10 protein-coding genes are annotated in these 17995 nt (G+C 67.0%); 3 read left to right on the top strand and 7 right to left on the bottom strand.

The window, feature by feature from the left end:
• Window positions 1-2 precede the first annotated feature (2 nt).
• Window positions 3-1232, bottom strand: a complete 1230-nt coding sequence (locus tag IG178_RS16995; protein WP_193213769.1) for an aspartate kinase — start codon at window positions 1230-1232, stop codon at window positions 3-5.
• A 313-nt stretch (window positions 1233-1545) separates the two neighbouring features.
• On the opposite strand from IG178_RS16995, the gene IG178_RS16990 reads away from it, so the two are divergent.
• Window positions 1546-1965 (top strand): hypothetical protein, encoded by a 420-nt coding sequence (locus tag IG178_RS16990; RefSeq protein WP_193213768.1) that lies wholly within the window; start codon window positions 1546-1548, stop codon window positions 1963-1965.
• A gap of 28 nt (window positions 1966-1993) precedes the next feature.
• Here the strand turns inward: IG178_RS16990 and IG178_RS16985 are convergent, their stop codons facing one another.
• Window positions 1994-2488 (bottom strand): hypothetical protein, encoded by a 495-nt coding sequence (locus IG178_RS16985; RefSeq protein ID WP_193213767.1) that lies wholly within the window; start codon window positions 2486-2488, stop codon window positions 1994-1996.
• Window positions 2489-2580: 92 nt separating this feature from the next.
• Here IG178_RS16985 and IG178_RS16980 point away from each other — a divergent pair, with 92 nt between their 5' ends.
• Window positions 2581-3609 carry an endonuclease/exonuclease/phosphatase family protein gene (locus IG178_RS16980; protein ID WP_193213766.1) on the top strand — a complete coding sequence of 343 codons (1029 nt, stop codon included), beginning with the start codon at window positions 2581-2583 and terminating at the stop codon, window positions 3607-3609.
• Here the strand turns inward: IG178_RS16980 and IG178_RS16975 are convergent.
• The 5 genes from IG178_RS16975 to IG178_RS16955 form a co-directional block, all read right to left on the bottom strand.
• Window positions 3582-6830: a DUF7133 domain-containing protein gene (locus IG178_RS16975; RefSeq protein ID WP_193213765.1), complete on the bottom strand. Its 3249-nt coding sequence runs from the start codon at window positions 6828-6830 to the stop codon at window positions 3582-3584. The genes IG178_RS16980 and IG178_RS16975 overlap by 28 nt on opposite strands.
• Before the next feature lie 94 nt (window positions 6831-6924).
• Window positions 6925-11457, bottom strand: coding sequence for a beta strand repeat-containing protein (locus IG178_RS16970; RefSeq protein ID WP_193213764.1), 4533 nt, complete (start codon window positions 11455-11457; stop codon window positions 6925-6927).
• 195 nt (window positions 11458-11652) lie between these two features.
• On the bottom strand, window positions 11653-13920 hold the full coding sequence (locus tag IG178_RS16965; protein WP_193213763.1) for a serine/threonine protein kinase: 2268 nt from the start codon (window positions 13918-13920) through the stop codon (window positions 11653-11655).
• Between the two features lie 48 nt (window positions 13921-13968).
• Window positions 13969-14583, bottom strand: a complete 615-nt coding sequence (locus IG178_RS16960; protein WP_193213762.1) for a sigma-70 family RNA polymerase sigma factor — start codon at window positions 14581-14583, stop codon at window positions 13969-13971.
• A 23-nt stretch (window positions 14584-14606) separates the two neighbouring features.
• Window positions 14607-16871 carry an MGH1-like glycoside hydrolase domain-containing protein gene (locus IG178_RS16955; protein ID WP_193213761.1) on the bottom strand — a complete coding sequence of 755 codons (2265 nt, stop codon included), beginning with the start codon at window positions 16869-16871 and terminating at the stop codon, window positions 14607-14609.
• A gap of 137 nt (window positions 16872-17008) precedes the next feature.
• Between IG178_RS16955 and IG178_RS16950 the strand changes: the two genes are divergently transcribed.
• Window positions 17009-17974: an SRPBCC family protein gene (locus tag IG178_RS16950; RefSeq protein WP_193213760.1), complete on the top strand. Its 966-nt coding sequence runs from the start codon at window positions 17009-17011 to the stop codon at window positions 17972-17974.
• The last annotated feature ends 21 nt before the right edge of the window (window positions 17975-17995 follow it).

The raw sequence follows: 17995 nt of genomic DNA, 5'->3' as shown, positions 1-17995 counted from the left end.
GGTTACTTCACCGGCTCCTTGTCGAGCTCAAAGGCATCGTGCACCGCACGGGCGGCGTCTTCGATGCGGGTCTCGTCGACGGTCACGGCGATCTTGATCTCGGAGGTGGAGATCATGCCGATGTTGATCCCGGCGTCGCCGAGCGCCTTGAACATCCTCGATGCGACCCCCGAGTGGGAGCGCATGCCGATGCCCACGGCGGAGAGTTTCGCGATCCCGCCTTCGGTCTCGATCGCCGCTTCGCCGCTGATGTCGGCGAGCACCGGCTTGAGCGCGGCCTGGGCACGGCCGAGGTCGTTCGAGTGCATGGTGAACGAGTGCCGCGCCATCCCGTCGTGGGCGATGTTCGACACGATCATGTCGAGGTTGATCTCCGCGTCGCCGAGCGCGCCGAGGATCTTGCCGGACATGCCGGGGACGTCGGGGATGCCGGTGATGGTGACGCGGGCTTGGGAGCGCTCGATGGAGACTCCGCGGATGACGACGTTTTCCATGGCAGGATGTTCTTCGAGCACCAGTGTGCCCGGATTGTCATTGAGGGATGAGCGGACTTCGAAAACAACGCCGAATTTCTTCGCGAACTCGACCGACCGCGATTGCATGACCTTCGAGCCGGACGAGGCCATTTCCAGCATCTCGTCGTAAGAGATTTCCGGCAGCTTGCGGGCGTTCGGCACCACCCGCGGGTCGCAGGTGTAGACGCCGTCGACGTCGGTGAGGATCTGGCAGACGTTGGCACCCAGCGCGGCGGAAATGGCGATGGCGGTGAGGTCGGATCCGCCGCGGCCGAGGGTGTGGATCATGCCCTCCGGCGTGACGCCCTGGAAGCCGGCGACGACGAGCGTCTTCCCTTCCTCCAGCGAGCGCTTCATGAACTCCGGCTCGATGTCCTGGATGCGGCCGCGGGTGTGCGAGCCGGTGGTGGAGATCCCGGCCTGGCGGCCGGTGACCGACACCGCGTCGACGCCGATTTCGTGCAGGGCGAGAGTGACCAGCGCGATCGACTGCTGCTCGCCGGTGGCCAGCAGGACGTCCATCTCGCGTTCCGCCGGGTGTTCGCCGAACTCCTTGGCCATGCCAATCAGCTTGTCGGTTACACCGGACATGGCGGAGACCACGGCGACGACCTGGTTGCCTTCGTCGCGGGTGCGTTTCAGGCGCGCGGCGACGTTGCGCATGCGATCGATGGAGCCGACGGAAGTGCCGCCGTATTTTTGCACGATGAGGGCCATGGCCGGGAACGGGGCGGGAGTGAAGAGGACGAGTCCGCCAATGGCAAGCCCGCGGTGGGGCAGCGGCCGGGCCGGGAAAAGAGGAAATCCCGGACATTTCCAGCCCAGCTCCCCCTGTCCCAAATCTTAGGGACAAGACAGAATCCCTCCATTCTGCCAAGTTCCTCTCATCCGAAGGGAGCAATCCCCGGGGATGAAATAAATTTCATGACGAAATTATCGGGGTCGCACGGGTGTGCGACCCCTTTTCTTTGCCTGGATGGCGAGAATCAATTTGCCGTGATCTTCTCGATTCCGGCAGCTTCCCCGCAACATGCCAGGCCGACGAAAGACCCGGATCATTGCCGTCGCCCTCGTGCTGGTCTCCCTCGCCAACATCGGCCTCCTTGCCTCGGTCTCGGCCAATGAGCAGCTGGTCGCCCGGGGCATCCGCTTCACGCTGACCTGCATCCTGTCGCTCTTCTTGTTCCGCGGGGCTCCCTGGGCCCGCGGGGTCGTCGCCGGGCTGTGCACCCTTGGCGTCCTTGCCTCCGTGATCGGCGCGGTTCCGATGCTGTTCCGCCGGATCGCCATGATGGTCCCCGGAACCGTGGAGAACGGGTACGCCGACGCTTCGGGGATCGTCACCGTGTTGTGCGTGTGGATGGTCCTGATGGGAATCTTCTTCGCCTGGGTTGCCTGGACCCTGACTTTCGACAAGCAGGTCGCCACCTACTTCAAGTCCCCGGGCTAGCGGTTGCAGCCGGCACGGGCCGCGAGGGTCACTTCACCGCCGCCACCTTCGGGATCTTCCGCTTCTGCTCCCGCAGCGCCCGGATGATGGTCGGCGCGGCGGTGACCCGCAGCCGCACCCGGTCCCCGGAATCGCGCGACCACTGGAACAAGAGATCGACGGTCCGCCCCTTCACCTCGACGGGAAAGACCGCCTGGCGGTGGTCCCCCGGACGGTGGAAGTCGATGCGGTCCAGCAGCGAGCGCATCTGCACGTCGTCGAAGCCGCCGTCCACCACCTCGCGGATCCATTCAAAGACGAAGGGCAGGTACTCGGTGGAGGTCCGGATGACGGTGCTGCGCCGCGTGGCGTAGGCACGGTTGAGCTCATCGATCATTTCCTCGGAGCTCGACTCGCCGAGCCGGTCGTAGCGCAAGCCCCAGCGGCGCTTGAGTCCCCACGCCACCACCAGCGCCACCGGCCACCCCACGATGGCCGCCCAGATGATGCCTCTGGCAATGGTTTCCGCGTTTTCCGGCATCATGATCCGGGGATGTTAACCGATGACGCGGGATTGGAAAGGAAGCATTGGATCCGCCGCTCGACAAACCCGGCGGATCGCCAAGCATCAGCTCCATGAAATCCGCCTCACCGGCCGTTCACCGCTCTCCCTCCGGAGCCGGGGGAATTCTTTGTCTCGGCCTCCTGGCGGCCTTGCTGTGCCGTCCGGCCGGTGCCGCCGGAACCAAGGTGACGGTCATGAGCTTCAACACGTGGCATGACTGGAGCCAGGTCGACGACGGCTTTGCCAAGGCCGAAAAGGCGATCCGGGCCTCGGGCGCGGATCTGGTCGGCCTGCAGGAATCGTCGCCGGAAAGCGCCCGGCGGATGGCAAGGTCCCTCGGCTGGCATTGTGCCGCGGGGGGCACCGGCTCGGTGCAGATTCTCAGCCGTCATCCAATCCTGGAAACCTACTCCGGCAGCGGCATCGGCCGCGACCGCCTCATCGGCGCGCGGGTCCAGCTGGCGGGAGACACGCCGCGCGAGGTGGTGATCTATAACACCCATCTCGACTACCTGCACTACGGGCCCTACGCCGCCCGCGCGGAAGGAGCCACGGCGGCGGGTGTCCTCGCGGAAAACAACCGTTCGGAGCGCGTCGCGCAGATCACCGCGGTGCTGGCATCGATGAAGGCCGCGCTCGCTTCCGCCGACACCACGCCGGTCTTCCTAACCGGCGACTTCAACGTGCCCTCCCATCTCGACTGGACCGTGGCCACGGCTTCCTCCCACGGCGGGCTGGGCCCGGTGACCTGGCCGGAAAGCCGGCAGGTCGCGGCGAGCGGCATGACCGATTCCTTCCGGGCCTGCCACCCGGACCCGCTGGTGCTCCCCGGCACCACCTGGTCGGCGATTCACAAGGGCGACGAGCCACAGGACCGGATCGACTTCGTCTACCACATGGGCCGCTCGCTCCGGGTGCTCGAGGCGCGGACTTTCACCACCACGGTTGAAATTACCGTCGGGGCCTGGGGCACCGACAAGTCCCCGGTGGAAGGCAACACCTGGCCGTCCGACCACGCCGCGGTGCTGGTGACCTATGCCGTCTCAACGGAAGGGGAACCGAAGGCGGGTGATCAAGGCTCCGACGGGGTAAGCAGGTAGCTCATCAGGTCCTTCACCTCCTGCGGGCTGAGCGTGCCCAACAAGCCGGGAGGCATGAGGGAGACCGGCAGCGCCGTGCTACTAGAAAGATCGGACTTCTTCACCGTAGTGACGGCCCCGCCGGGCGCGGCGAACCTGAGTTCGTCGGGGGTTTCACCGACGCGGACGCCGACGATCGAGCGACCATCGACCAGCGAAACCTGATAGGCGATGGCATCGGGGTTGATCGTGGCGCTCGGATCCTCGATGTCCCGCAGCACGCTGGCGTAGTCGCGGTGGACGGTGTTGCTGAGGTCGGGACCGACGGCGTGGCCCTCGCCGTTCATCGTGTGGCAGGTGAAGCAGGTCGCCTTGCCATGAAACAGCGCGCGGCCGTTCCCGCGGTCGCCGCCGGCGATCTCCGGGATCGTCGCCTCGCGCAGCGCGGCATCGCCGGGCCGGGCGAAGGGCAGCAAGAACCTGCCGGTCCCGAGCGGCCGGGGCACCCTGCTGATGGCGGTGACAAAGGTCGCCTCGAGCTGCGTCAGCGGCGTGGTGACCTCGATCTCCAGCGGATGCAGGCCATCCCCGGTGAGCGTGATGCTCCCTTCGTCCCCGCCGTTGATCTTGAGGCGGCCATCACTGTCGAAGGACAGGGTCGCGACCTCCGGTTCCGGAGTGTAGTCGAGCTTCGATCCGGGTTGCACCGACGGCTGGAGCAGATGGCTGAGGTCAAGCTGGCAACGCAGCTTCAGGGTTCCCGGCTTGGCGAAAAGCTTCCGTGCTTCGGCGTGGAAAGCACTGCCGCGGGTCAGGACCTCCGAAACCCGCGGGTCGGGATGGGGCAACCAGCCGCTCCAGGAACAGCCATCCTCTCCCTGCCAGCTGGCGGCAAGCCCGCCGAGGGTGTGTACCAGATCGATCGCCCCGGCCTGGGGAATGCCGGCCTCCCCGCGCGGCACCTCCAGGGTGATCGCATACGGATCCGCGATGATACGCGGCGGGCTGGTGATCACCAGGCTGCGGCCGTCATCCCCGAGGGCCGCCGACTTCACCGGCAGGCGGAAACGCGGAGCGTTCTGCTGGGCGCGGACAACCGCATAGCCGGGTCGCATCGTCTCGAAGCGATCCGCGGCGTCGACAAAGCGCCCGGTTTCAAGATGCACGCGGCCGGCAAGGTCGGCCCAAGTGTGGCGCGGGAGCGGTCGGTCGAATTCGACCACCGTGGTCGTCTCGTCCGCCGCCCAGGCGAGAACCGGCTGGGGTGCATCGGAGCCGGCGTAGCGGATCTTGAAAAGCCGGCCCATGCCCGAAGGACCACTGCCCCAGTCGGGAGGTCCGCTGTGGCAGCAGAGGACCAGGTCACCCTGCGGGGAGATGGCACAATCCATCAGCAACATGCCGACCCGGGCGATCAGCTGGTTGGCGGCGACATAACCGGCCGGGGTCTTTGCCAACGTCGTGCGCCAGAGCTTGCCGCGGGATTCCCCGGTGACGATCGCGTCGTGGGCCCAGAACTCCGGGCCGAAGCGCGGGCGGTTTTGCGCCGGCCCATTGAAACGGAAGCCGCAGGTGCTCTGGTGCTGGGGCGCGTAGTCCCAAACACTGGGCTCGTCGACCACATCGGGCAGCAGTTCCGGGTGCCGCGGCGGGAAGCCGTAATGTCGCCCGGTCTGGAGATGGAGCAGCTCGTCGAAAGGATTGCCGTTCGGCAGCCAGGTCGCCCCTTCCTGGTCGGTGGCGAAGAGCTCGCCGTGCTGGTCCCATTGCAGCGACATGATGTAGCGCAAGCCGCTCGCCAGCTGTTCGACCTGGCCGTCCGGCGAGATGCGCAGCAGGCAACCGCGGCGCTTGTCCGGCGCATAGCCGGGCTTGCCGGTCTTCACGGCGTCGGGCGACCACACGTCGCCCTCGGCCTTCTGCCAGTAACCGTTGCCCGGATTCGCGCTGCCCATCGTCAGGTACCACGAGCCGTCGGGACCGGCCGCCAGGGCCATCGCGCTGTCGACGCGGCGGTGCATCAGGTTCGGGTCGTCCTGCAGCGCGGGATCGTCCCAGCCTTTGAGGACGGTCTCCCGTTTTTCCGGAATGCCATCGCCATCGGTGTCGCGGAAACGCACCAGCTCGTCGGCGAGCAAGGCATGCGGCATGCCGTCCTTGACCACCAGGCCCAGCGGATAGTTGTCGGTGGTGGCGGTGGAAAAGGTATCGGCCCGGTCCTCGAGGCCGTCGCCATCGGTGTCGCGCAAGACGTGGAAGCGGCCGTCGTAACCCGCGGCGAAAAGCCGGCCGTCGGGCGCGTACTCGATGTTGTTGAGGTTGCTCAGTTCGACCGGCAGCTCCTCGACGGTGAATCCGGGCACGAACATCTGCACCACCGGGGCGTCCTTCGCCGGTTCCAACGGCACCTCACGCGGGGCATCGGGATCGGCTGGACGCAGGAACGCGGCATGCTTTCCCTGCAACCAGCCCTCCACCGCCGCGATCTCGTCGTCGCCAAGGCTGCGGCTGAACAGCAGGACCTCCGCGATCCGCCCCTGGAAGAAATGATGCATCTCCGGTTCCACGAAGCGGGCACCGACGGCCACGCGATCGAGCACCATCGAAACGTCGCCCCGGTCGCGGCGGCCCTGCGCGACCCCGTCGGCCCGCAAGCGGGTGCCGCCCGGTGCCCCGGTCACGGTCAGCAGGTGGCCTTGCGGCAAGGCGAGCGGCGCCAGCAGCAGGTTGCTTTCACCGCTCTGGCCGGCGCCCTCGACATTGAGGAAAGGGGCGGTCCCGTCGCCAGACGCGGCACGGCCGAGATCGATGTTGAGTCCGCTGGTGTAGTCGTTTTCTCCGCGCTTTGCCGCGCTGAGGATTGCCGGGAAGTCGCCGCCCGCTCGATCCGGTGCGGTGACGAGGAAGGCCGTGAAGCCCTTGCCCGCCACCGGTTCTGTTAGAAGCGCGGCAAGGTAGTCGCCGCCGTCGAAGGCCGCGCTGCCATCGCGGAAGGACGGCCTCGCTTCCGCGCTCCACTGGACCAGATGGCGCGAGCGGCCGGACGAGTCGTGCCAGATCTCCATCCCCTGCCCGTTCTCCAGGCGGTTCATGTAGTGGGCCTCGCGGGCCTCGTTCTCGCGGGTCGCGTCGAGCCACAGCTCCAGCCCGTCCGTCACCGGGATGCGGCCGTCGGCCCAGCGGGCGATGTCGCCGCGGGCGGGGATCGCGAGGAAAAGGAGAAGCAGCGCGTGGAATCTCATGAAGCAGGTCCTGCCGACCATGGCAAGAAAGTGGGAGGCGTGCCAAAACCCAATTGGCACGCCTCCCGGTTTCAAATCCCGATGAACCCAAACATCAGGGAGCTTGCTCGACCGCCACCCTCATGAAGCCCTTGCCGGGGAGGTTGTTCGATCCGTCGAGGCTGAAGGTGCGCCAGACATAGCCCGCCGGCGGCAGGTCGTCCGGCGACGGCGGGACCACCGCGCTCGCCTCCGCCGTGACCGGGCTGGCGAAGGTGCCGAGGTCGAGGCTGCCGGCGACGGCATAGGTGTAGCCGTCGACCGTGGCGGTCGGTTGCGGATCGGCGCTGAAGGTCGGGTTGCCGCGGACCGCGATGGTCATCAGCAGTTCCTTCTCGCTGCCGGCGTCACCCCCGTCGGCGGCGAACTGGAAGGCCTTCGGCCCGTCGGCGGCATCACCGGGCGATCCGCCGAGCGCGAACTCGAGGAAGTTCGGGCTGCCATCCTTGTCCGGATCCGCGCCTGCGCCGATCACCAGCGGATCGGTCTCGCCGGGGAAGTGGCTGGCGATCCACGAGTCGAACGGCGTGCCGGCGGTGGAAACCAGCGCGATGTTGTTCGAGTTGACGCCGTTGTTGTAGTGGTAGTCGACCTCGTAGCCGTCCGGCAGGTCCTGCACGGTGAAGGTTCCACTAAGGCCGCCGTAGCTGGCGATCACCAGCATCGGCACCGTGGGTGCCGCGAGCACGTCGAAGTCGAGCACCGCGCCCGGATTGATGACCAGCGCCCCGTTCACCACCAGCTTGTCCGCGGTGGCGCCGTCGATCTCGCAGGCATAGGTGCCGTCGATCGTGGTGGCACCGGCGGTGAAGGTTCCCGCCGAGGCTCCCGGGGCGATGGTGCTGCCGGCCGGGACCGCGAGCGGACCCGCGATCAAGCCGGTGCCGCCGAGCGTGCCCGCCGCGACCGTGGTCGTGCCGGTGTAGCTGTTGCTGCCGTTCAGCAACAAGGTCCCGGCCCCGGTCTTGGTCAAGCCGCCCGCAGCGCCGCTGTCGACGAGATTCTGGCCGATCGCGATGGTCTGGCCGTTCGAGTCGATCACCGCGCCACCACCGTTCACGTAGGCGGCATCGAGGCCCGCGAGGAAGTTGAAGGCCGCGCCGGTGTTGGCCTTGAGGACGCCGCCGTTGAAGTAGAACTCGCTGTTGCCCTCGGCGCCCTGGATGACCTGCCGGACCGTCAACGTGCCTCCGTCGAGGTGAACGGTGCCACTGGAGGTTCCGGCCGTCCCGAGCTGGAGCGCGGTGCCGTTGACGAGCACCTCGCCGGTTCCGGAGACCCACAAAGAGCCGTTGCCTTCCTGCCCCAGCAGGAGCGTCTGCGCCGCACCGTTCTGGGTGAAGGTTCCGCCGGAGACCTTGACCTCGCCGTTGCCGCCGGTGAAACGGCCGACGGTGACAAAGGTGCTGCTTTCGAAGGACCCGCCGGTCTGGTCGATCAGGCCGATCCCGGTGGCGCCCTTGCCGACGTAAACCTGCGAGGCGTTCACCTCGCCGTTGCCACCGAGGTGGATCGTACCCGTGCCGCCGTCGCCGACATTGAAGTCATCGACGTTGGAAGTGAACGACGCGTTGCCCTGCACGTTGAGCACGCCGGTGCCGCCGGCACCGATGCCGAGATAACCGGCGGTCTTGGTCACGCTGCTGTCGTCCGCGAGGGTCAAGGTGGCGTCGGTGCCCCCGAAGCGGCCCACCAGGATGGTCCCGGCCGCATTGTACTGCGAGGTGCCGTTGAGCGTCATCGTCGCCAACGACCCGGTGCTTTCGGCCAGATAGGTCACCCCGGTGTTGGTCCACACCGTGTCGTTCAGCACCACGAACTGCTCGCTGGCGTTGTTGGCCAGGCCGTTGTTGTAGCCGGTGCTGAAGTTCGCGGTCAAAAGCGTGGAATCCGTGGCGGTCAGGTGGCACACGCCGTTGTCCCCGTTGCCGCGGCCGATCGCGAGGAAGTTGGTGGTGGTCAGCGAGCTGTTTTCCAACACCAGGTCGGCGGAAACGTCGGGCGTGTTGGCCACTTGCATCTCGCCGATCACGGTGATGGCCTGGGCCCCCGCGCCACTCAGCGTGAGGGTCCCCTCCTGCACCTTGCAGCCCGGGCTCACCGCGCCGATCACGCTCGGCCCGTCGTTTGCCAGGATCAGGTTACCGGCGCCGGCCTTGGTCAAGTCGCCGCCGGCGGTGACGATCGGCCCGGCCAAGGTCAGGGCGTCTGCCACGGCGATGGTGCTGCCGGAGGCGGCGACGGTCAGGCCGCGATCGATGGTCACCGGAGCCCCGGTGTAGCTCAGGGTGCCGCCGTTGAGGACCAGGTTCCCCGGGTCGGAGGACGAGGCGCCGATCGAACTCGGGGCTCCGCCGTCGGCGAGGCTGATCGCCTCGAGGGTGCCGCCGGACACGGACGTCACGCCCAGGTAGTCGTTGGCCGTGCTCACTGTCACCGACGAGGTGCCCTTCTTGGTCAAGCCGGTGCCACCGGTGATCTTGCCGGTGCCGGAAAGGCTGAATACCAGGGTCGAGTTCTCGAAGACCACGCTGCTCGGCGCCACCGTTTCGTCGAGGGTGATGTCCTGGGCGGTCTCTTCGGCGAAGTCGTCGAACAGAACCGGAGCCGGGTCGCTGTATGTGGAGTCAAGGTAACTGACGAGGTCGAACCAGTTCTCGGTCGTGGTGTCCCACACCGAACTGTCGGAGCCCGTCCACGACGGTAGCGAAACGCTTTCCACTTCGACGTAGACCAGTCCCTGGCCCGCCCCGTAGTAGTCCGGGTCGTCGATGATCCCGGCGGCGCTGACCACCACCCCGTTCGGCAGGGAGCCAAGGGTGTAGGATCCACCGCCGGCCGCCGCGCCCTGGTAGGCGACCAGCGGAACCACGCCGACCGCGGGCCGGAGGTCGGCCAGGTTGACGGTGACCTCACCGTTCAGGGTCAGCGTGCCGGTGACGTTGAGCGGCGCGGCCTCGGGATTGCCGGCGATGTCGCCGAGGTCGATGTCCAGCGCGGTCGCCGCGGAGCTGCCGAGGGTGACATTCGCGGCATTAAGCGAGTTGATGTCACTGGTCTGGATCACGCCCAAGGTCGCGGCGTCGGCGACGGTGAAGCTGCCGCCGCCGGTCGAGTCGGAAGTGACCGCCAGCCGGCCGGCATTCACCTGGTGATCACCGGTGTAGGAATTCAGCCCGGAAAGCGTGAGCGACCCGGAGCCGGTCTTCACCACCCCGCCGGACGGGGTGCCCGCCGTGAGGCCCTGGGGAATCGTGACGTTGAAACCATTGGTATCCACCTTCAGGCCGCCGGCCTCGACCACGGCACCGGTGAGATTGGCGACGAAGTTCGCCTGGTTCGCCGTCGCGACGATCTGGGTGCCGTTGAAGTTCACCGTCGAGGTGCCGCCGCCGCCGGTGATCTGGCCGGTCCTGGCCGTACCGCCGTCCAGGTCGAGCGTGCCGGTGGTCCCGCCAGTCACGCCCAGCGTGAACCTCGCGGTGCGGAACTCCGAGCTGCCGGAAAGGGTCAGGGCGCCGGTGCAGTTGTTCTGTTCACCGATCCAGGTGATGCCGCGGTCGGCGGTGGTGCTCGGCGCCACGTCGACGATTCCCCCGCTCATCTCCATGGTGCCGTTGCCGCTGGCGCCGATGATGAAATTGCTGACACCGGTCTTGGTCCAGGTGCCGCCGGACATCAGCAGCGTGCCGGTGCCGCCGGCGCCGGTGTTGTTGCCGATCCAGATCTCGTTGGAGACGCTCAGGCTGGCATCGGAGAAATAGAGCGTGCCGTTGGAGCCCGAGTTGTTGCCGACCCGGAACTGGCCGTTGCCGCCGGAGGTGGTGACGATGGTGCCGCCGGTGACGGTGGCGACGCCGGTCGCGCCGTTGGCACCGATGATGAAGCCGTTGTTGCCGCCCTTGGTGATGGTGCCGCCCGACATGTTGAGATAGCCGGTGCTACCGCCGCCGTTGCCGACCTCCATCCAGTCGCCGACGGTCACCGACCCGGCGTCGAGGTTGAAAGTGCCGGTGCTGGAGTTGGTGGCGATTTCCAGATGTGCGCCGATCGCCAGCGTGCCCGCGGTGTTGACGTTGACCGTGCCGGTGCTGCCGGTGCCGGCGTTGCCACCGACGTAGAGGCGGCCGCCGACGTTCAGGTTGCCGGTGCCGGTCGCGAGGCCGCTGTAGGTGCCGTCGCCGTCTTCCGGATCTCCCAGGTTGTAGACGCCTGTCCCGCCGTTGCGGCCCGCGAACATCCAGTTCCCCGGCCCGGTGCCGGCGTCCCCTGCAAGGTGGTCGAGCTGGCCTGTCGCCCCGTCGCCAATGATGATATCCACCGGGGTGACGGAGATGGTCGCGTTGATGGTGGCGATGCTCGGCGCGGTGACGTTGATCACGGCATTGGCACCGCTCGGCACCCCGGCGGGCGTCCAGTTCGCGGGATTGTTCCAGTCGGGACCGGCGCCGTTCCAATCGACGGCGAACACCGGGGCGGCGCTGAAGGCCGAGGCTCCGGCAACAAGGCAGGCGAACCAACGGGAGTGCTGCGAGGCGGTGGCCAGCAACGAGGCCCGGGTGATCGGTGTCAGGCAAGGGGTTCTCATGGGTTTCGTCAGGATTTTGGTTAGGTTTTCCGGCCGGATGGCGCCCGGGAGTCGGCGACGCAGCGGCGGGTCGATACCGGGGATGCCCCCGGCAGCGGTTTCTGGGGTCTCCTCCAATGCGCCAAGGGCCCGCGCGAATCCGACACGCCCGCGAAAAAAATCCGCCGGCTCATCCGGCGGCCGCGCTCCCGACGCTCAGTCCGCCCCGGCAGCCGACGATGGACCGCGGGCGAAGAGTTCCATCGCTTCCCGCAGGTGAACGCGGGCCATCACCCAGTCGAACCAGTGGTAATCCTCTTCCCAACCGACTTCGGCGACCTCGGCGAACCTCGCGTCGATGATCTCCCGCGCCGCCGCCAGCTCGGAGGCCGACTGGTCTCCCTGGTGGAGTTCGAACAGCGCCATCGCCAGCAGGGTCTTGCCCAAGGCCACCCGGGCCGGAAGTTCCTCGCGGTAGGCGAGGCAACGCCGCGACCACAAGGCCGAGTGCTCGAAGCGGCCCAAGCGGTATTCCATCAACGCGATCGAAAGCATCCGCCAGGTCATCCGCGTCGCCTGGTCCTCGTTCACCAGATCCTCGCTCTTGCCGTCGAAGGAGCGGACCGAGACTTCCGCGAGCGGGGCCAGCCTCGCCATCATCTCGGCGTCCGCGGGCAAGACCAGGCAGCACTTGATCGTGCGCTCCGCGGAGATCGGGTCGGACGAGTGCCAGTAGCGCCCGAGCATCGACTTACGAAACTCCTCGTAGCCCGCGAGGTCGCCGAGTTCGATCCAGGCCGCGCTCGCCCGCACATAGTCGAGCGACGGCTGGTCCTTCCACTCCAGCTGGTTGACCTGCAGCAACGAAGAAAAGCGCTCCGCCGCTTCTTTCCAGCGGCCGGCATAGGCGTGCCACTCGCCGAGCGTGCGGTAGACCTCCGCCCCTTCCAGCGTCGCGCGACTCACCTTGAGGTCCTTCACGATCGCATCCGCGGCGGGATGGTTGCCGTAGCGCACGGAAACGACCGCCTGGGTGATCTTTTCACGCGTCTCCGCCTGCTCCCGCAACAGGGCCTCGCCGGCACGACCCGCTTCAGCTTCCTTGCGAAGTTCCACCTGCCGGCGCTCCGCCACCACCGCGCGGCGCCGGGCATCGCGCTCGCGCAGGTAGAGCCACGACGAGGCCGCCAGTCCCATCAACAGCGTGACGGTCACCGCACTGGCGGCGACGAAGGCCGCCTTGTTCCGCCGGACGAGCTTGCGGAACTGGTAGACCGCGGTCGGCGGGCGGGCGGTGACCGGCAGGTGGGCGAGGTGTCGCTGGACATCCAGCGCCAGCCCGTTGGCCGTCTCGTAGCGCCGCGAGCGGTCCTTCTCCAGCGCCTTCATGACGACCCAGTCGAGGTCGCCGGAAACCTGCGAGACCAGCCTGGGAACCTCGGCACGGCGGCAGCCGGCCGTCCGGGCCAGCTCCTCGCCGGCCAAGCTGAGCAGCATCCTCGATGGCCGCGGCGGATCGGTCGCGCGCAGCGTGCGGCGCAGCTCGTCGACTCCCGACTTCAGCAGCGTCGCCGCGTCGAAGGGGGTGCGGCCGGTCAGCAGCTCGTAAAGCAGCACGCCGAGGCTGTAGATGTCGCTGCGGGTGTCGACATCCATCCCGCTCATCTCCGCCTGCTCCGGACTCATGTAGGCGGGCGTGCCCATGATCTGCCAGTAGGCGGTGAACAGGGTCTTGTCGGTGAGCATCGTCTCCGTGGCCTTGGCGATGCCGAAGTCGATGACCTTCGGTACCGGCACCCCGTCATGGAGGGTGATGAGGATGTTGGACGGCTTGATGTCGCGATGGATCACGCCTTTCTGATGGGCGTGCTGGATCGCCTGGCAGACCTGGATGAAAAGACCCAGCCGCTCGCGGGTCCCGAGCCGGTTCCGGTCGCAGTAATCGGTGATCTTGAGACCCTTCACCAGCTCCATCACGAAGTATGGCCGCCCCGACTCCGTGGCCCCGGCGTCGAGCACCATCGCGATGTTCGGGTGATCCATCATCGCCAGCGCCTGGCGTTCGGCCTCGAAGCGGCGGATCACCGACTTGGTGTCCATCCCCAGCTTGATGATCTTCAGCGCCACCCGCCGGCGCACCGGATGGAGCTGCTCGGCCATGTAAACGACCCCGCAGCCCCCCTCGCCGATCTTCTCGAGCACCTCGTAGCGGCCGATGCGCGACCCGGATTTTTCCTCGGCGCAAGCAACCGTTCCGCCAAAAGGTTCCGCCGCGGCGCCATCGACCAGCGCCCGGAACCCGGCGAGGGTATGTTCGAAGAACCGTTCCGCCTCGTCTTCCGCCGCCAGCAGCGCCTCGACCCGCGATCGCTTCGCGGCCTCCCCGGCGCAGCGGGCATCGAGGAAGGCGCGGCGCTCCGCCCCGCGACCGATCTGCCGCGCGGCATCGAAGAGGGTTTCCTCGCCTGGGTTCCGTCCGGTCATCGGTGCTTCACTCCTTCATGCGCCATCGCACCGGCAAAACCCGGCAGGTCATTCGCAGCGCGTCCGGCCGCGGATGGATTGGAACAGCCACGCCTTGGCAAAGGCCCAGTGCCGCTCGACCGTGCGCTCGTTGACCGCCAGGTTTTCGGCGACCTCCTGGTTGGTCATGCCGCCGAAGAACTTCAGCACCACCACCCGCGCCTTGTCGGGGTCGCTGGCCTCCAGTTCTTCCAACGCCTCGTCGATCAGCAGGATCTTCTGGTCCGAGGTGGTGTCGGCGAGTTCCACGTCCACCAGGTCGACCCGGGTGCAATGGCCGCCCCGCTTGAGGCGCGACTTGCGGCGGGCGTTCTCGATCAGGATCCGGCGCATCGCCTCGGCCGCGGCGCCGAAGAAATGGGCGCGGTTCTGCCAGGTGCGGTCGCCGTTGTTGACCAGGCGCAGCCACGCCTCGTGCACCAACGCGGTGGCCTGCAAGGTCTGCCCCGCCAGCTCGTGGGCCATCCGCGAGATCGCCAGCCGCCGCAGCTCCTCGTAGACCACCGGCAGCAGGTCCTTCGACGCCCCGCCATCGCCGCGCCGCACCGACTCGAGGACAAGCGTCACCGCCTCCGCGGAAGTCCCGCCGTGCTGCTCGAGGGATGGGTGGTGGTTGTCGATCATCGCGATACGGGAGGGCTTGCGGGTTATTTCACCTCCAGAGCTCCCGCCCCCTCGGCGAGGAGCTTGCCGTCGGCGTCGAGGACCGAACGCCGGCCGTCTTGCTGGACGAAGGTCAGCTCCCGGCCGCCCGCGGGGACGTTTTCCAACCGGAAGTCCTCGTCGGTGAAAGGATCGAACCGGACCCGGTCGCGCGAGTCGGGGACCGAGATGCCGGCCCAGAACGAATACAGCGGATCGAGCCAGGCACTGTGGAAGTAGTCGACGACCTGGCGGCGGAAGTTCGCGCCGTCGGTCGGCCGCAGATGCTCCAGCGCGCAGGGCACCGAGCGGTCGCCGTAGATGAAGTGGCTGTCCGACCAGCGGCGGTAGAACTCGAGCCAGCCGTCGCGGTACTTGGCGCCGCCGGGGGTGGCGGCGACCGATCCCAGCGCGTTGCACATGGCGCTGTTGTTGTAGTTCCACATTGGGCCGTTCCAGCAGCAGTGGTAGACGTGCGGTTCGGCGACGCTGGCGGCGGTCGGCCCGGTCAGGCAGTTGCCGCTCCAGTACATCGGCGAGTTCTTCGCGACGGTGGTGATCGGGTACTCCGACCAGAACCAGTCCGGGTCGAAGAACCGGTCGAAGGCGGTGAAATACTGCGGATCCCGTATCATGCCGAAGAGGAAGGGCAGGAAGCCGTCGTAGCCGGCGGCCTGGTCGGCGAGGGCACCGGTTTCCGGGTCGGCGGAATAGAAGAAGCCGTCTTTCCAGTGCTTTTGCTTCACGGTTTCCAGCATCCGGTCGGCCTGGGCGCGGGAATCGGTGAAGCTCCTGGTGTTGCCGAGCTCCTCCATGAAGTGCGCCGCGCCGTAGAGGTTGGCGATCGTGAACGCGGCTTTGTCGAGGCGGACCGACTTCGCGTAGGGTAAGCCCTGCTTGTGACCCTCGACGTCGTGGCGCCAGTCCCACGGCTCGGGCTTGGTGAACTGGTAGAAGTTCGGCTGGTACTCCGCGCCGGTCGGCCAGCTGCCTTCCTGGACCGGGAGCTGAGGCTGGCCGTGGACGGGCACGTCTTTCCAGGCGTAGTCGGTGGCCGGCTGGGCGACGGCGGCGCGGATCTCCGGGTCGGGGTTGATCTTGTAAAAGTTCCACAAGGCCGCCGGGGTGAACTGGAGATAGTCGCGGTACTGGTAGTGGACGTTTTCCGCCCAGTTGAGGATGTGGTCCTTGCCCGGGGTGATGTCGCGGCACCAGCGGACCTCCTGGACCTGGACCGGGATCGGCAGGCCGATGACCGCGCAGAACCAGTCGCCGATCGGGCTCTCGTAGATCGCCGGCCGCTTGTAGGGATGGTTCGCGATGAAGCGCTTGGGGTCGTGGATGTTCCGCTTCACCAGAAACCAGCGATAGTAGTAGAGCTTCGCGAGGTCGGGATCGTCGGTGGTGAAGGCGGGCACCTTGGCGTCGAACCAGGCGTTGAAATCCTGTTCATGGCGCTTGAAGGGATCGGGATCGGCCAGCGTCGCGGCGACGCGGTCCGCCGCGTTGGTAGTGCCGGTTTCGTCGACCGCGAAGGCGAGCCGCAGGGTTTTCGTTTTCTGCGGCGGCAGCACGATGCCTTCGCCAAAGGCCAGGTCGCCGGAGGTGGAAAGAAAGCCGGTGGGGTTGATCGGCCAGCCGCCGCGCTTGCCCGGCGCGCCGCCGGAGATCCCGCCGACGTTGGTCTCGGCATCGAAGCGGACCTTGCCGTCGTCGCTACGGGTGAACTCCGGTGTTTCCAGTAGCAAGTCGACGGTGGTGTCGCCGCGGCTGTCGTTGAGGATTTCCAGCCGCGTGACAAAGACGTCGTCGCCGGTGACGCATTTGGTTTCCTTGATCGCGATCGTGCCGGAAAACGGGTAGCTGCCAGGCTTCCCCGACGGCAAGGGCCGGTAGTGGGTGATGCTCCAGGCCGGCGTCCACTGGTGGCGGGTGACCACCAGGTCGAGCGGCACGACCTCCCCGCCGACATGCTGGCGGACTTTGATCCGGATGACATCGGCCAGCGGGGTCTGGTGGCCGGCAGCGAAGACCCCGTTCATGCCCAAGGCGGGCGGGGTCCAGTTTTGCTCCGGCACCTGCGGGCGCCCGGACAAGTCGGGCTTCGACACGCGCTCGTCGTTGACCTCCTTGCCGGTCGTCCACAGGTCGCGGCCGATCAAATCGGTGCGCGAGGAGTTGGACAGGAAGCGGTTGACGTTGCCGACCGGATGCCGCGCCACGGCGGGCAAGGTAAGCAGGAGAAAGGAGAGCAGAGCCCGGGTCATCATGGGTTAGACTCCTACTCTCCCCACTTCAAACCCGTTTGGCTTGTAAAATTGCGTCACAAGAATCGACCAAACTTGCACGATTGCGAAGCGGCCCTGAGGCTTTCCGGAACTTCGCCCGCGCCGGACGCCCGACCGTCATGCAACGCCTCCTCAATCACAAGCTCACCGCGATATTCCTGCCCGCCCTGATCGGAATGGGAGGCGCGGCGCTTTCCATCAAGGGTTTCGAGGAATACGGCTGGAGCCTGTTTGTCGGCCTGCCGGTCGCCGTGAGTTTCCTCTCCGCCTTCTGCTGGAGCTACCGGCGGCCGATGTCGTTCGGCAGCGCCTACGGGGTCGCCTCGCTGAGCATCCTGGCGCTCGGCGGACTGATCATGATCTTCGCGTTGGACGGGCTGATCTGCCTGTTGATGGCCCTGCCGCTGGCAATGGCGCTGGGCCTGGTCGGCGCGGCGGCCGGTCGTTTTGTCGGGTCGTCGATCGGAGCCGCCGGGCGATCGACGATCCTTTCCCTGCTGTGCCTCGCCTTTCCCCTGCTGGTCGGCTTCGAACACGCCACCGCACCGGAGCCGGAACTGCGGGAGGTCACCACCTCGGTCCTGGTCGACGCCCGCATCGAGGATGTCTGGGACACCGTCATCGCCTTCCCGGAAATCCACGGCACGCCGGAGGCGATCTTCCGGCTCGGCATCGCCTACCCGGTGAAAGCCAGCATCGAAGGCCACGGCGTGGGAGCCATCCGCTACTGCACCTTTTCCACCGGCAGTTTCGTGGAACCGGTGACCGAGTGGGACGCTCCCCGGAGGCTTTCGTTCGACGTCACCGAGAACCCGCCGGCGATGAAGGAGTTCTCCCTCTACGACGACCTGCACGCCCCCCATTTGCACGGCTACATGACTTCCAAAAAGGGGCAGTTCCGGCTCTCCGAGAAGGACGGGCGTGTCCTGCTGGAGGGCACGACCTGGTACACCCACCGCATCGCCCCGGCTTTCTACTGGGGCGTGGTCTCCGATGAAATCATCCACCGCATTCACCTGCGGGTCCTCGGTCACATCAAGCGCCACGCCGAGGGAGCCGGACAAATCCCGGCCGCGATTGATTAAACCCCGCGGCCGTTGCGGACA

Source organism: Neoluteolibacter marinus (assembly GCF_014904755.1).
GTDB classification, from domain to species: domain Bacteria; phylum Verrucomicrobiota; class Verrucomicrobiia; order Verrucomicrobiales; family Akkermansiaceae; genus Haloferula; species Haloferula marina.
This window is presented reverse-complemented; position numbering and strand designations above follow the sequence as displayed.